At 51.0% G+C, this 14584-nt stretch carries 9 protein-coding genes and 1 rRNA gene (1 of these 10 cut by a window edge); all 10 read left to right on the plus strand.

The genetic code is table 11. The features are described 5' to 3' along the window. Positions 1-299: 299 nt before the first annotated feature. On the plus strand, positions 300-2321 hold the full coding sequence (gene ligA / locus NYE74_RS07485) for an NAD-dependent DNA ligase LigA (RefSeq protein WP_278739493.1): 2022 nt from the start codon (positions 300-302) through the stop codon (positions 2319-2321). 345 nt (positions 2322-2666) lie between these two features. Next, positions 2667-3320 (plus strand): HlyD family secretion protein, encoded by a 654-nt coding sequence (locus NYE74_RS07490; RefSeq protein WP_124333383.1) that lies wholly within the window; start codon positions 2667-2669, stop codon positions 3318-3320. Between the two features lie 12 nt (positions 3321-3332). Beyond that, complete coding sequence (locus NYE74_RS07495; RefSeq protein WP_036619452.1) at positions 3333-4871, plus strand: DHA2 family efflux MFS transporter permease subunit; 1539 nt, start codon at positions 3333-3335, stop codon at positions 4869-4871. Between the two features lie 28 nt (positions 4872-4899). After that, a complete protein-coding gene (locus tag NYE74_RS07500) occupies positions 4900-6405 on the plus strand; it encodes an efflux RND transporter periplasmic adaptor subunit (RefSeq protein ID WP_124333384.1) in 1506 nt (501 codons plus the stop codon). Between the two features lie 147 nt (positions 6406-6552). Beyond that, positions 6553-7098 (plus strand): PadR family transcriptional regulator, encoded by a 546-nt coding sequence (locus NYE74_RS07505; protein ID WP_155620333.1) that lies wholly within the window; start codon positions 6553-6555, stop codon positions 7096-7098. A 112-nt stretch (positions 7099-7210) separates the two neighbouring features. After that, positions 7211-8563: a radical SAM/SPASM domain-containing protein gene (locus NYE74_RS07510; protein ID WP_341004706.1), complete on the plus strand. Its 1353-nt coding sequence runs from the start codon at positions 7211-7213 to the stop codon at positions 8561-8563. Positions 8564-8783: 220 nt separating this feature from the next. Further along, positions 8784-10202, plus strand: coding sequence for an ABC transporter substrate-binding protein (locus NYE74_RS07515; protein ID WP_124333386.1), 1419 nt, complete (start codon positions 8784-8786; stop codon positions 10200-10202). Positions 10203-10244: 42 nt separating this feature from the next. Continuing rightward, complete coding sequence (locus NYE74_RS07520) at positions 10245-11660, plus strand: ABC transporter substrate-binding protein (protein WP_051985240.1); 1416 nt, start codon at positions 10245-10247, stop codon at positions 11658-11660. 66 nt (positions 11661-11726) lie between these two features. Beyond that, the gene (locus tag NYE74_RS07525) at positions 11727-13133 is read left to right on the plus strand and encodes an ABC transporter substrate-binding protein (RefSeq protein WP_063836297.1); all 1407 of its coding nucleotides are present in this window, start codon (positions 11727-11729) and stop codon (positions 13131-13133) included. 731 nt (positions 13134-13864) lie between these two features. After that, positions 13865-14584: ribosomal RNA gene (locus NYE74_RS07530) — 16S ribosomal RNA — on the plus strand; it runs 834 nt beyond the window's last position.

The following is a 14584-nucleotide window of genomic DNA, read 5'->3' on the forward strand; positions in this document are numbered from 1 at the left end:
TATTTCCCGAAAAAGATCCTTTTCTAAATTGTAACGGCTGTGAGCGCCGTTATTTGCCTGAATCTAAGCAAAATGAGTCGGGTTTCAGTGAAATAAGCGCTATGGCAACCGTTACAATTTGAAATCAACGTTATTGGAACAAATAGCGGCTGTGGCAACCGTTAGAATCTCTCGATCATCAATGTCGGCATTTGGCCATAAGCCGGTCCGCCGCACCAATGTTAATTTTGAAGCGGAGCCATTCCCGGGCCGATCCCGGAATGTTCCGTTTCTATATATATAAGGAGGGTTGTCCCTGCATGGATGTTATGCAAAAAATGAAGCAGCTCGTAGAGCAATTGAACAAGTACAACTATCATTACTACACCCTGGATGAGCCGTTGATCAGCGACAAGGAGTACGATCAACAGTACGACGAATTGACCGCTTTGGAGGCGGAGACGGGCGTGACCTTGCCGGACTCGCCGACGATGCGGGTGGGCGGCGAGCTGCTGCAGGGATTCAAGCCTCACCGGCATCTGGCGCCTTTATGGAGCCTGGATAAGGCCCAAAACGAGGAGCAACTGCAAAACTGGAACAACCGGGCAATCAAGCTGATCGCGGATTATAACACCAAAAATCCCGAAAATCCACTCCCAGAGCCGACGTATGTCGTCGAGCTGAAGTTCGATGGACTGACGCTGAACTTGACTTATACGGACGGCAACCTGGTGCAGGCGGCGACCCGGGGGAACGGCGTTGTGGGCGAAGGTATTTTGGCCCAGGTGAAAACGATCAAGTCCGTGCCGCTGACCATCCCGTACCGTGAGGGCACGATCGAAGTGCAGGGCGAAGGCATCATGAATTTGTCCGTACTGGCCAAATACAACGAAACGGCCGCCGAACCGCTCAAAAACGCCCGCAACGCCGCGGCCGGCGCCCTGCGCAACCTGAATCCGCGCGTCACGGCGGAGCGGAAGCTGAGCGCTTTTTTCTACAACGTGGGGTATTCCGATCAAGTCCGGTTCCGGGACCATCGCGAGATGATGGAGTTTCTCAAAGAGAACCGTTTTAAAGTCAATCCGTTCGTGACCTACCACAGCAGCTTCGATGAGGTGGTGCGCGAGCTGGAGCGGATCGTGGAGCGCCGCGCTTCGCTCGATTACTTGATCGACGGAGCCGTCGTCAAAATTACCGATATGCGCACCCGCGAGGTTCTCGGCTACACGGATAAATTCCCGCGTTGGGCGGTGGCGTTCAAATTTGAGGCGGAAGAAACGACCACGGTGTTGGAGTCCGTGTCCTGGAACGTCGGGCGTACCGGCAAAATCACGCCCCTGGCCAAGGTCGAGCCGGTGGAGTTGGCCGGTGTCACCGTGCAGAACTGCACGCTCAACAACGTTGGCGACATCGAGCGGAAAAACCTGAAGTTTGCGCTTGGCACCCGCGTCTTCATCCGCCGTTCCAACGACGTCATCCCGGAAATTCTCGGCAAAGTGACGGAAGAGCAGGACGGCGGGGAGATCGTCTTTCCGACCGTGTGCCCGGCATGCGGCACGCCGCTGGAGCAGCGCGGCGCCCATCTGTTCTGCAACAACCGGCTGGGCTGCAAACCGCAGATCGTCGCCCGCATTACGCATTTCGCGTCGCGCGACGCGATGGACATCGAGACGTTCAGCGAAAAAACCGCCGAGCAGCTGCATGACGAGCTGAACGTTCATGAACCGGCCGACCTGTACACGCTGAAATTCGACGATTTGATCAAGCTCGACCGCTTCGGCGAAAAGAAAGCCAACAACCTGCTGGAGGCGATTAAGCAGAGCAAAGGCCGCGACCTTGCTTCCTTCCTGTTTGCGCTGGGCATTCCGAACACCGGTAAATCGACCACTAAAGTGCTCGCCGACCATTACGGCAGTTTGTCCGCGGTGATGTCGGCAACGGTGGAGGACTTAATCACCCTGCCGGACATCGGCGGCATCGTGGCCGAAAGCATCGTCTCGTTTTTCGCCGATCCGTTCCAGCAGGCGGGCATTCAGAAGATGCTGGATCAGGGCGTGGCACCGAAGGCGCCGGACAAACCGGCGGCCCCGGTGACGGATTCTTTCTTCTCCGGCAAAACCGTCGTCCTGACCGGCACGCTGCACCAGCTCGGCCGCGATGAGGCGACCGCCCGGCTGGAGGCGCTTGGCGCCAAAGTGACCGGCAGCGTGTCGAAGAAAACCGACCTCGTCATCGCCGGGGAGAAAGCCGGCAGCAAGCTGGCCAAAGCCCAGGAGCTCGGCATTCCGGTGATCGAAGACGAGGATGAATTTATCCGGCTGTTAAACGAAAGCAACGGATAGCCCACAAGCCCCGGAATAGCCCATAACCTGGGATAGCCCCCCCTGAAAACGGCACAATCGCCGGTTTCGGGGGTTTTTATTTTTCTGCCGGTGTTGATGATTAATATTGACAATCAGCCGGGAGTTAGCTATTATTCTTTTCGGCATTACTCTGTACAGAGTAATATGTTTGTATTAAAAATACACAAAAAGGAGCGTGTTTCCAAAGATCTGTTGAGATCTACCAAGGTCTACCAAGGCCTACCAAGGTCTACTAAGGTCTGCAGCTAAAAGGTAAATGCAATCATAATCGGATTGAGTATTGAAGATGTTTGCCAAAAAATTCAGCCTACTGGGGTGGAGTGCGTGAGTAAGAAAAAAATTTATTTAATTCTAGTTGCCTTGGTTGTAGTAAGCGGCGGGGCGTTAGGCTGCTACTACTGGTACCAAGGCGCTCATTATGTGAAAAGCGATGATGCGCGTATAGCTGCCGATCAGTATCGAGTGATGCCGCAAATCACCGCCAAGCTGGATCAGATTTATGTTGAAGAAGGCGATACGCTCAAGAAGGATGAGATGATTGCCGTCCAGGATGTATCCGGCCTGGACTCCAGTTCCATCAGCAAAGCTGTGCTGCGTGCCCCCATTGACGGTACGGTGATTAAACTTTACTCCCATGAACAAGAGATCGCGTCGCCCAGCACCGCGGTAGCGGTAATGGTGGATATGAGCAGCCTGTATGTTTCAACCAACATCGAAGAGACCGACATTGGCCGGATCAAGCCGGGGGAAGTCGTCGATGTCACTCTGGACGCTGCGGGGGGCCAGGTCATTCAGGGGAAGGTGAGCAATGTCGGGCAGGCTACCAACTCCGTATTTTCAGCAATTCCAGCAACGAATACGAGCGGCAACTTCAATAAGGTTACGCAGCGCATTCCGGTGAAAATTGCCTTGAATATTCCGGAGGGAATGGAGCTGATCCCAGGAACAAACGTTGAAGTCAGAATTCATACTCCATAGAGGGGGATTGGCATGGATTCAAATCCGATAACCGCTGCTCCTCCCGCTGATTCATCATCCAAAGAACGTTGGCTGGCTTTCTTTGCCATTGTCGTGGGAGCTTTTGTAGCCGTTTTGAACAACAGTTTGATTAACGTGGCGATTCCGCAATTGACTACGGATTTAGGGTCGACCGCCTCGCGGATTCAGTGGGTAATTACCGGCTATACACTGGCTCAAGGAATTATCGTTCCGATCACGGGGTTTATGGAGCAGCGGGTTGGCTATAAGAAGTTTTTGCTCGGCGCTCTCTCCGTATTTACGATAGGTACGGCCTTGTGCATATTTGCCTGGAATGACCTGTCGTTGATTGCCGCCCGCATTATTGCCGGCCTTGGCGGCGGAGTTATCATGCCGCTGAGCATGACGATTGTGTATAAAATTATACCGCGCGAACAAATTGGAATGGCGATCGGGATCTGGGGAATTTCCTCCATGGCCGCGCCTGCCATCGGTCCGACACTAAGCGGTTATTTGATTGAATGGTTCAACTGGAGATTTCTGTTTATTGCTTGCGTTCCGTTTGCCTTATTCGCCATTCTGATGGTTGTCCTATTGATCAAGGAACCGCCAAAAGGTGCGCCCATCAAGTTTGACGTTCCAGGGTTTTTATTAGCCGCGACCTGTGCGGGCACATTGCTTTACGCGCTTTCCAGCGGGCCGTCCGACGGCTGGGGATCCTTTAAAATTGTTTCGCTGCTTTTTATCGCTTTCTGGTCGCTGGTGTTTCTCATTTTTGTCGAGAAGGGCAAGGATAATGCAGTTATCGATATTTCACTGTTTAAAAATCATAAGTTTACCGTTAGTGTAATTACCTCCAGTTTTGTCATGATGGGGATGTATGGAGGCACCTTTTTGACGCCGTTATTTTTGCAAAATATTCAGTCGGTATCTCCTGTCGAAACAGGAATTATTTTACTCCCGCAGGCTATAGGCATGGCTCTCATGATGCCGATCGCGGGCAAGCTGTTAGACAAGATAGGCATCTTGCCGATCGGACTCGCGGGGCTGACTTTAACCAGTCTGATGACCTACCACCTTCACTTGTTGACGCCACAGACATCGCACTTGTGGTTTGAGGGTGTGACCGCACTGCGCGGAATAGGAATCGGACTATGCATGATGCCTTTGTCCACAGTCGGGATGAACGCCGTGGAGAACAATAAGGTGGGCAAAGCCTCGGCCGCGTCCAACCTGATAAGAACGCTCGCCGGCTCCATGGCCATTGCAGTTTTCACCTTCCTCATGCAGAACCGTACGGCTCTGCATACGCAGCATATTGCCGAATCCGTAACCGCGGAAGGCGCGCAAATCTTACAATCGACGCTTGGGAGCTCGTGGGCTTCTACGGTATCCGGATTAATTTCGCTGGACGCCTATTCCCGGGGGATTGCGGATACATTTCTGTTATCATCCATACCATTATTTTGTTCGATACCGCTGATTTTCCTGTTTGCCACCGGAAGAAAACGAAAAGCAGCCAAAGACGCGGCTGCGGAAATTCAAGCATAAGCACGGAGAGAAAGGGGACGGAGCATAGATGAAAGAGTGGAAAGCGACTACTGCTGTATTGCTGCTTGGAATCGGTATTTTATCCGGTTGTTCGCAAGCCAGCCAGGCCGCTCAGGAGATAAGCATAAATGTAAAGGTCAGCCAGGCGCAAAAAGGAGTAATTGGAGAAGGGGAGATATACACGGGGAAAATCACCTCATCTGAAACGGTGAATATTACTCCTAAAATTTCCGGCAAGGTGGCTGCCGTAAACGTCGACGTCGGGAGCAAGGTGAAAAAGGGACAGGTGTTGTTCAAACTTGAAGACGATGATCTTCTGAACAAATTAAAAATCGCCAAGTCCGATGTGGCGGCAGCGCAGGCAGCCATTGCCTCCGCGGAGGATTCGCATGAATCCGGTATGGTGTCTGCGAACTCAGGCGTAGTTAGCTCGCGGAACAGCATCATCTCCGCCAAAAGCGCAATTACGCAGGCACAGGGTGGGATCAATCAGGCACAGGCGGCCGTTGACCAGGCTCAAACCGGATTGAAGCAGGCCCGGACAGCCGTCTCTACTGCCAAGAATACGGTAAAGCAGACGCAGGAGGCGCTGGAGAATGCTAAAAAGAACCTGTCCCGCACTGAGTCTCTTTACGCCAGCTCGCTGGCGTCACAAATGCAATTGGAAGAAGCACAGGCTGCTCAAGTTAGCGCTCAAGCGGCCTATGATAATGCGGTAAATGCGAAATCCAACGCTGAAGAACAGCTGGCTGCCGCTGAAAGATCATTAGCCACTGCCCAAAAAGCGTTGACCACGGCCAAGGATGCCTACGAAAATGCTAAAAACAGCTATGAAAATGCCAATAACGGCTACAAAAATGCCCAGCGTCAGTTGGAAGTGGCACAGAGCACAGCAGGGGTTGATGCTAGCAGGCAAAAGCTGGAGCAAGCACGGCTTAACGTTGAAATCGCCCAAAATTCGTTGGATAATGCGGTCATCACTTCGCCTATAGCCGGGATTGTCAGAAGCAAAAATATTGAAGTCGGTGAGATAGCTTCCGCCGCATCTCCGGCACTTGTGATCCATAATCTAGATAGCGTTAATCTGGAGATTTACGTGCCTGCCGAACGGATTAATGATATTAATGCGGGTGATCCTGTGCAGGTTCGCGTAGCCGCTTCAGGCATATTGACAACAGGCAAGGTCAAAAGCATAGGAACGGATGATGCCAATGGCAACGGCTTTCCGGTGAAGATAGCCGTTGCCAATCCGGACGGCAAACTGAAATCCGGGATGCTGGCCGATGTAAGTTTTGTGGATGCAAATGCTAAAGAAGGAATCATTATTCCGGCGAAGGCGATTGAGAAAGACGGCGACCAGTCTTATGTATACATCGCTGTTGATGGCCATGCTTTACGCAAGGATATTACCGTAGGAGAAGAATCGGGTACGCAAGCCTTGGTTGCCAACGGCCTGGAAAATGGGGAGCAAATTATAGTAAACAACCATGCGCTTCTTTCTGATCATGCGGCTATTACCGTTTCGCAGCCTTAAGTGCATTAAAGCAGATAGAGAAGGGGGAACCAGCCGCCTTATATGGGCGAAAGCTGGCTCCCCCTATTTTGTTTCGAGCGTGCGATTCGGCATCTCCTAACGTTATAGTGTAAAATAATTAATATCAAGTTAAAGGGGGGAGTAACCTTGTCACTGCAAATATTTATCCTTGGTCTGTTGCATAAAGGAGACTATCATCCCTATGATGTCAAGAAAAGAATTTTACAGGGCACGAATAATGCGGTCAATGTTACAGATGGTAATTTATATTACAATTTTGAGGCGCTGCTTAAAAAGGAGTTCATTCAAAAATCCCAAATTATCCAAGCGGAGAACCGTCCTGACAAAATAACCTACAGCATTACCCCAAAGGGCCGGGAAGCCTTTAAAGAAGAGATTTACAAAAGCTTTAAAAACGCCAAGTCCATCAGAACATTACTTCCAGTATTGCCGTTTTTAGAGTATGTTGACGCTAAAAAGCTGTTTTTTTACGTGGAGGACGTCCTGGAACGACTTAACAAAAGAGCGAAGGAATTTGAAGAAAAAGGGCTGGCAACGGAGATTGATCCGGTTAATCCGGACTATAAAATGCTCATCGGTGAAGTGGTCACGGAAAGCATAAAGCTGGAAATCCAGATGTTTAATAAGCTTTTGCTTGTTTTAAAAACTCGCCTTTCTTCCCCCACGTTGTAATTTACCGAAAAAGGTGACGCAAATCACGGCAAGCGGATGCTCCTTTTTTTCATCATAGGACTTAAGGGTTTTTGCCCGATGTTTCCTATTTCAAAATAAAGGATGGATCAAAATGAATTTTGACGCGTCACAGTGGAAGGCTTCGCGCTTTAATGCGCAAAGCGAGACGGATGACGGCGGCCTGATGCTGTACAACAGCTATACCGGGGCGATCGCTTCCTTCTCGTCGGCGGAACGGAATGATGTTTTGGAGTGGCTGGCACCGGCCGCCCCTGTTCCCGAGCCGGCGCCTCCGCTGGTTGACGGGTTGATAGAGCAAGGATTCCTCGTCCGTTCGGACGTGGATGAAATGCGGCGCGCCATGTTTTTGCACCACTCCATGCATGCTCAAGACGCTATGCATTTGGTGCTGCTTGTGACGGAAGCCTGCAACTTTCGCTGCACTTATTGTTATGAATCGTTTCCGCGCGCTTCGATGCGCGAGGAGGTGATCCGCGGTCTGGAAGCTTATATGGCCGAGCGGGCCAAGACGTTGAAGCAGCTTACCGTAAGCTGGCATGGCGGCGAGCCTTTGCTGGTCCCCCACATCATCGAACGGTTGTCCAATTCCTTTATCGAAGCTTGCGGCCAAAACGGCGCCGCCTACGGCGCGGAGATGTCGACGAACGGCTATTACCTGACCAGGGACCGCCTCGAACAAATGCTGGATCTGCATGTCCGGCGCTTTATGGTCACGCTGGACGGGGAAGGGGAAATACATGATTCCCGGAGAGGACTGAACGGAGGCGGAGGAACGTACCGGACGATCGTGGATAATTTGCTGTCCTTGAAGCAGGTCGACCGCCCGTTTGAAATTAATCTGCGCGTCAATTTCGACAACGGCAACCTGGGGGCCGTATCGCGGTTTATTCCCGTACTCCGGGAGTTGTTTGCCGATGATCCGCGGTTTAAAGTATATTTCCGTCCCGTCGGATGTATGGGCGGGGAAAATGATCTGAACCTCCCGGTATGTGACGAGCGGACAAAGGATCGCGCAATTTGGGAGTTGAACGAGCAGGCGATTGCCGAAGGGCTGCAGGTAAGCTCCTTCATTTCGGATATTTTGCTGCCGACCGGCGCGGTTTGTTATGCGGCCAAGCCGAATTCCCTGATCGCCGGCTCCGATGGCATGCTGTATAAATGCTCCGTCGCGTTGGAGCAGGACAACAACCGGCTGGGCCGGATTCATGAGGATGGGACGCTGGACCTGGATTACGACAAGCTGGCGCTCTGGACGACATCCGGCGAAGAAACGGATGAGAAATGCCAGGCCTGCTTTTTCCGGCCCGCGTGCCAGGGCAATCATTGCCCGCTGTACCGTATGCGGACGGGGAATCGCCCTTGCTCCTACGAGAAGCGGCAAATCAAGAAGACGCTGCGGACGATTTGGATGGCGGCCCGGCGGGATGAGGAGGTGATACTATGAAAATTATCCGTCCCGCGGCGCAGCCCGCATTGGTTAAAACCGGCCGGGTATCCAAGTCCGTACCGGGCAATCTGAGCTGATGGAATAAGATATCCGGGAAAGCCAACCCTTAAGGAAATATAAATGGGTTGGCTTTTTTTGAGAAAATAGGTAACTATTTAGCGCCTGATTACGTCTAAGTAATGGGGAAGATTAAAAAAAATTCATTTAGGAGGTCATGATGAAGAACGGATTCATACATAAGGCGATATTGGTGCTGTTTAGCGGGCTGCTGCTTGCCGGCTGCACCGGCGGACCCGCCAAAGAGACCAAACAGGTCTCGAACTTGAAGGTGATGTTTTGGGATGAGAGTTATTTTTATCAGGAGTACGGCGATTTGTTTGCGATGAAATATCCGAATATCGATATTGAAGTCGTCTCATCAACGGACAAGATTTACCGGGACAGCGACCAGGAAGATTTTGACTATGACAAAGCGTTTGCCAAATTTATCGAAGAAGAGCAGCCGGACGTGCTGCTGTTGAATACGAATCAGTATGAAAAGTTCGCTTCCGAAGGCAAGCTGACGGAGCTTGATCCGCTGATCGCCAAGGATAAATACGATACCGAAACGATTTTTCCGGGACTTATGGAAATTCTGAAGGAAAAAGGCGGCGGGAAGCTGTACGGTTTATCCCCGACCTTTTACGGCTCGGTTTTGTACTATAATGCCGATTTGTTTGCCAAATACGGAATTGAGGCGCCGCACGACGGAATGAGCTGGCAGGAGATTCTCGACACGGCCCGCCGCTTCCCGACGGACGGGGACGAAAAGAGCCGCGTTTACGGTTTTGGTTCGGATTACGGCATGTCGCTGGAAAATTTGGCTTCCAGCATCTCATCTACCCAAGGCTTGAATTATATCAACCCTGACACGATGAAACTCACTCTCAATACCGATTCGTGGAAGCAAGTTTATAAGATGGCCATGGATGCCTTGGACTCCAAAGCGGTTTACAATCCGGATGGCGAGGGGTTCCAGGGGGGGACCATGGAAGAGTACTACCAAAGCCAGCCGTTCCTGATGGGGCGTATGGCCATGACGGTCGACGGCACCAATCTGCTGCAAAATCTGAAGGATGCCCAGGGACAGATTAAGGACTATAAGCCGTTCCAAATCGGTGCGGTTGCAGGGCCGGTAGATCCGGCCGAGCCTGATAAATCGCGGAGTATTTCCATGAGGGATATTTTGGCGATCCGGGCGAACTCGCCGAATGCCGATGCGGCGTGGGAATTTTTAAAGTTTGTAAACGGTGAAGAATTTGCGAAGATCAAGTCCAGAACCTTGAATGGCGGCTTGATGTCCCGCACGGGCGTGCAAAAGGAATACAACGGCGTAAGCCTTGATGTGTTTTATAAGCTGAAACCTAAATTGGATAACGACTCCGACAACTACGATAAAATCCCGGATAGTTTCCATGAGAAGTACTACTCCCTCTTTAGCCGGGAAATAAAGCTGGTTCAGGATAAAAAGAAATCCATCGACGAGGCGCTGCAGACCGTTCAAGACGAAGGCCAGGCGGCCCTGGATAAAGCGGTCCAAGATGAAGCGGCCGGCAAAAAGGACAAGCCTGGCGCGGAAACGGATCAGGCCGGTTAACGGCACTTAGCTTATCGCCCTATCATTTTTTTGGAGGTCATGATGAAGAACGGAATTTTAAATAAGGTTATGCTGCTGCTTTTAAGCGGGCTGCTGCTTGCCGGTTGCACCGGCGGGCCCGCCAAAGAGACCAAACAGGTATCGAGCCTGAAGGTGATGTTTTGGGACGAGAATTTCTTTTACAGGGAGTACGGCGATTTGTTTGCGATGAAACATCCGAATATCGATGTGGAAATCGTCACAACGGACCGGATTTACCGGGACAGCGACCAGGAAGATTTCGACCGTGACAAAGCGTTTGCCGACTTTATCGAACAAGAACAACCGGACGTGCTGCTGTTGGATGCGAACGAGTATGAAAAACTCGTTTCCGAAGGCAAGCTGACGGAGCTTGATCCGCTGATCGCCAAGGATAAATACGATACCGAAACGATTTTCCCGGGACTCATGGAAATTCTGAAGGAGAAAGGCGGCGGCAAGCTGTACGGTTTATCTCCGACCTTCTATGGATCGGTCATTTACTACAACGCCGATTTGTTTGCCAAATACGGAATTGAGGCGCCGCACGACGGAATGAGCTGGCAGGAAATTCTCGACACGGCCCGCCGCTTCCCGACGGACGGGGACGAAAAGACCCGCGTTTACGGTTTCGGTTCGGATTACGGCATGTCGCTGGATAATTTGGCTTCGAGTATCTCATATACGCAAGGTTTGAATTACATCAACACCGATACGATGAAGCTCACTCTCAATACCGATTCGTGGAAGCAAGTTTATAAGATGGCCATGGATGCCTTGGACTCCAAAGCGGTTTACAATCCGGATGGCGAGGGGTTCCAGGGAGGGACCATGGAGGAGTATTACCAAAGCCAGCCATTTATGATGGGGCGGATGGCCATGACGGTCGACAGCACCTATATGCTGCAAAACCTGAAGGACGCCCAGGATCGGATTAAGGACTACAAGCCGTTCCAAATCGGTGCGGTTGCAGGGCCGGTAGATCCGGCGGAGCCCGACAAATCGCGGAACATCTCGGTGAGCGACATTTTTTCCATTCGGGCCAACTCGGCAAATGCCGATGCGGCTTGGGAATTTATTAAATTCGTGAACGGCGATGAATTTGCCAAGGTCAAGTCCAGAACTTTAAACGGCGGCATGTTGTCCCGAATGGGAGTGCAAAAGGATTTCCATGGCGTAAACCTCGACGTTTTCTACAAGCTGAAGCCTAAAGTGGACAACGACTCCGACAACTATGATAAAATCCCGGAAAGCTTCCATGATCAATACCGTACTATTTTTGACCGGGAAATGAAGCTGATGGCGGAGAAAAAGAAATCCATCGGCGAGGCGCTGCAGGTGATTCAGGACGAAGGCCAGGCGGCGCTGGATAAGGCCGTAAAGGAGGAAGCGGCCGGGAAGAAGAATAAGCCTGCCGCGGAAGCGGATCAGGCGGGCTAACGTGCCTTGGTTGCCCCCGAAAAGGGGCTTTGTGCGAATTGCTTTATAAAATTTTTGGAGGCTAAGATGAAGAACGGAATATTATATAAGGTTATGCTGGTTATGATATGCGGACTGCTGTTCGCCGGGTGTGCCGGCGGCCCTGCCAAGCAGGAGGCGCAGACTTCTACGCTGAAGGTCATGTTCTGGGACGAAAGTTATTTTTTCAGCCAATATGGCGACATGTTTGCGATGAAGAATCCGAATATCGAAATTGAAGTAGCTAACACGCAAAGCATTTATAACGACGAGGAAAAGGACTACGACAAGGCGTTTGCCAAATTCGTGGAAAAGGAACAGCCGGATATCATACTGCTGAACTCCAACAAAAATTACGAAAAATTCGCATCCGAAGGCAAATTAATGGATTTGGATACGCTCATCGCCAAGGATAAATACGATATCTCGACGATTTATCCGGCGCTGATCGACCTGCTAAAGGAAAAAGGCGGCGGGAAGCTGTACGGGCTGGCTTCATCTTTTAATGTGAATGCAATTTATTATAATGCCGATCTGTTTGCTAAATATGGAGTTGAGCCGCCGCATGACGGGATGACCTGGCAGGAAATTATCGATACCGCCCGCCGTTTCCCCACGGATGGGGATAAGGACAGCCGGATTTACGGATACGGTCCTCGTTACGGGAAAGCTTTTGATGAATTGGCCTCTTCGATCGCCATGACACAAGGGTTGCAGGTGCTGAATCCGGATACGAAGAAAATGACGATCAATTCGGATTCCTGGAAAAAGGTTTTCCAACTGGCTCTGGATGGCGTAAAATCCAAGGCGATTTATGATCCGGGCGAAGACGGATTCCAGAGCGGGACGATGGAAGAATATTATAAGAGCCAGCCTTTCTTAATGGGACGTATGGCAATGACGATCGACGGCACCAATCTGCTGCAAAATCTGAAGGATGCCAAAAACAGCGTAAGGGATTATAAGCCGTTCCAAATCGGCATCGTGGCCGGTCCGGTGGACCCGGCGCTGCCTGACTCCACGCGGGAAGTCAGCTATAATGAAATTTTCGCGATCCGGTCCGATTCTCCAAACGCCGATGCGGCCTGGGAGTTTTTGAAATTCATCAACAGCGAAGAATATGCCAAAGTGAAATCAAGAACGTTGAATAACGGTCTCATGTCCCGGATGGGCGTGATGAAAGATTACGAGGGACAAAGCCTTGACGCTTTTTATAAGTTAAAACCTGCAGATAGCAGCGACGGATATATGGGGATCAGCGACGCTCCTAACAGCTTTTACGGACAATTCCAACAAATCAAGGATCGGGAACTGGATCTTGTCCAGAAGGGAAGCAAGTCGCTTGACGAGGCGCTGGAAAAGATCCAGGCGGATGGACAAGTAGCCTTGGATAAAGCGTACCAAGAGGAAGAGGCACAGAAGAAGAAGGACGGAAAAGACGATATCAGCTCATAAGATAAAGCGGACGTGGACACCGGCAGCGATTACGGTATGGTTATCAAGGGCAATTAGCTGCCACCTTTAGGCCGCGGAATTATTGAAGGCTAACCTTTGCAGCTTTGGCTCGGGGTTGGTCTTCATTTGTGTACCTGTAAGTTTTGTTATGCATGAAAATCATTGAAAGAAGGGAATGGGATGAAGCTTTTCGGCAAAGCGTTTTTCATCGTGTTGAGGAAGAGACTGCAAAGCAAAAGTAGCCGCTAGACCCATGGATCGGATTTTTTGTTCCGGCGGTTGCCGGAGCGCGTCGCTTTTGGCGATTTACGGGACCGGAACACCAGGCGTTTACGTACGGTCTTCATCCCGTAGCCAGGTCCAGGTTCCCTCCGCGCCATGCTGAGCAAATTAACCGTTTAGGACGGTTCTCGTAAATTCAAAATGGAAAAACATACATATTGCAAAAGCTCCCCGATCGTGATAAATTATTACTTGTCGCTTCGAACGGCAGCTTGTCGAAAGGCTTGCTACAATGTCGAAAAATGAGGTTGACAAAGTAAAGTGAATTGGCTATAATAAATAACTGTTCGACAAAAAATGATGGTTATCGAAAATGCCGGACAGCAAGTTCTTTGAAAACTGAACAAATGGAACGCGTCAATAACTTTGAACGATTTTTTTAAATCGTCAGTAACTGATTGAGCTAATCGCTCTTTCGAATAAACTTGGGTGATTCGTTCATCCAACCTTTATTGGAGAGTTTGATCCTGGCTCAGGACGAACGCTGGCGGCGTGCCTAATACATGCAAGTCGAGCGGACCTGATGGAGTGCTTGCACTCCTGATGGTTAGCGGCGGACGGGTGAGTAACACGTAGGCAACCTGCCCGTAAGACCGGGATAACTACCGGAAACGGTAGCTAATACCGGATAATCAAGTCTTCCGCATGGGAGGCTTGGGAAAGGCGGAGTAATCTGTCACTTACGGATGGGCCTGCGGCGCATTAGCTAGTTGGTGGGGTAACGGCTCACCAAGGCGACGATGCGTAGCCGACCTGAGAGGGTGAACGGCCACACTGGGACTGAGACACGGCCCAGACTCCTACGGGAGGCAGCAGTAGGGAATCTTCCGCAATGGACGAAAGTCTGACGGAGCAACGCCGCGTGAGTGATGAAGGTTTTCGGATCGTAAAGCTCTGTTGCCAGGGAAGAACGTCTTCTGGAGTAACTGCCAGGAGAGTGACGGTACCTGAGAAGAAAGCCCCGGCTAACTACGTGCCAGCAGCCGCGGTAATACGTAGGGGGCAAGCGTTGTCCGGAATTATTGGGCGTAAAGCGCGCGCAGGCGGCTGTTTAAGTCTGGTGTATAATCCTGGGGCTCAACTCCGGGTCGCACTGGAAACTGGACGGCTTGAGTGCAGAAGAGGAGAGTGGAATTCCACGTGTAGCGGTGAAATGCGTAGAGATGTGG

Origin of the sequence: Paenibacillus sp. FSL P4-0127 (genome assembly GCF_038007325.1) — a bacterium.
GTDB lineage: Bacteria > Bacillota > Bacilli > Paenibacillales > Paenibacillaceae > Fontibacillus > Fontibacillus macerans.